Here is a 1,848-nt window from a genome sequence, read left to right on the forward strand (position 1 = left end):
TTTCCACACTCTTAGCTTCTCTTTTCTTCAATTCAAAGTGGGTAATGGCCTCTAGGAACTCTAAATAGGTCCATGAGGATTTCTCAGCTTCGCGAAGGAGCTGTGGAAGCTCCTCGGCTGTTTCGGCTAAGCGTAATAGTTTGAACTGGCTCTGAATTTCTTTTACCGTATGATTCATGAAAGTTCGCCTCCTAAAATGCTTGTGTACGTACTTAAAGGACGTGTTCCAACTGGTATATCTACTTTATGAATCAGCCGTTTCTCCTGTTCTAAGGAAAGTAATGGTTCCTGTTGAGATTGTTTTTTTAGGTAAAGTACAACGTCTTTAAAATCATTCGCACTATACAAATTTTCATTGATGCATTTCTCCAGCGCCTTATCTAACCAAGTGGAATCGTTTATTGAAACCGAACGGAAAATTTCTAAATGATCTCGACGATAACGTGGGTATTTCTCGAGCACTTTCTCTATGTACGCCTTCGCTTTTTCTTCCTCTTCAAATGTCGATAAAAGCCCCTTTTTTAAAGCCTCGATACCTTTAGATCGATCCCTACTATGATTTCTATTCTTAATAAGAATACCCTTCTCCTTGCTGATTGTATGTTTGGCAATGACTTCACGATTCTTACTACTTCTGATAACCAACTGCTTGTTATTGGAGCCTTTTACTTCAAGGAACACCTGATTATTTCCTTTTGTTTTGTAAGTACCTATCGGTACGGAGTATCGATTAGACTCAAATCTGACTGTGTTGTCCTTCATTACATTTCTTGTTATACTAGACTCATTCATACTTTCTATTGAAAGTAAGCTAGAGACCGGTTGTAAGTGTTGCTTTTCGAGGAGAAACACTTCTGCGGGTCTTTTTTTCGTTGTGTTATGCACATTGTGATTCCCAGTTCGTTCGAGCCATTGAAGTGCTCGTTCATTCCAGTCATCAATATCTTTAAAAACTCGACTATCTGCGAAGTTTCCTTTGATAAATTTAACGACATTTTCAATCATTCCTTTTGATTCAGGGTCTGCCTTACGACATAAATGAACCCTGAAATTCCGTTCTTTCACATACGATTGAAAATCGGTAGTCAGAATTAAATCACCAGCGTTCTCGCTAACCGAAAGTAAATGATCCTGATCGTATACAATTTCGTTAGGCATTCCCCCATAAAAGTGAAAGGCGTTTTCATGGCAGCGAATCGCATCTCTTGTTGTAAATGGTCGATCTTGCCATTCCATGTATTTGTGGCGTGAATGCGCCAAAACAAACGCGATAAAGTAAAGTTTTATTTCTCTTTTACTTACCGTTTTCTGCTTTGTTTCTCCCCAATCAACCTGCATCTGTTTTCCCATAGGCTGTTGTTGTATTGCCTCATACTGCCTTGTTTGTTTCGTCTTTTCAATTTGATATTTCTCTCTGACTTCTTGAACATATAATCGAACAGTACTGTCTCCAATCTCTAGGCTTGGAAACTTTTCTAATAACCAATCTTTAATCTGAGCTGCACTTAGGTGTGGATATTCCTCCAACCAGGCAACTATCCAATCTAGATGCTCATCTAATTTCTTCTTCCTTGTTTTACCTTCTTCAAATTGTTGTATCGCCTCTTCAAAGCTCATCTCCAAATATTTATACACTGTCGTTCTAGATACTTTAAACTGATTTGCAATTTGAGAAACTGTTAAGTTTCTTTTGGCTAGTTGATGAATTTCTAAATAAAGCACTAATTTTCCCTCCACTTGTCTGACCCCCAATAAACGAATATATATAGTTTACTGAAAATCTATTAGATTAGCGAAAGTGTTCAATGTTATTTAGCAGCAACTGTCCATTTTATTTTAGCGTTTACA

Annotated in this window: 1 protein-coding gene; it reads right to left on the reverse strand. The window is 37.6% G+C overall.

The window, feature by feature from the left end:
* Positions 1-174 precede the first annotated feature (174 nt).
* Complete coding sequence (gene istA / locus M3627_RS20300) at positions 175-1,722, reverse strand: IS21 family transposase (protein ID WP_342568204.1); 1,548 nt, start codon at positions 1,720-1,722, stop codon at positions 175-177.
* Between the last annotated feature and the right edge of the window lie 126 nt (positions 1,723-1,848).

The organism is Psychrobacillus sp. MER TA 171, from assembly GCF_023713305.1.
Classification (GTDB): domain Bacteria; phylum Bacillota; class Bacilli; order Bacillales_A; family Planococcaceae; genus Psychrobacillus.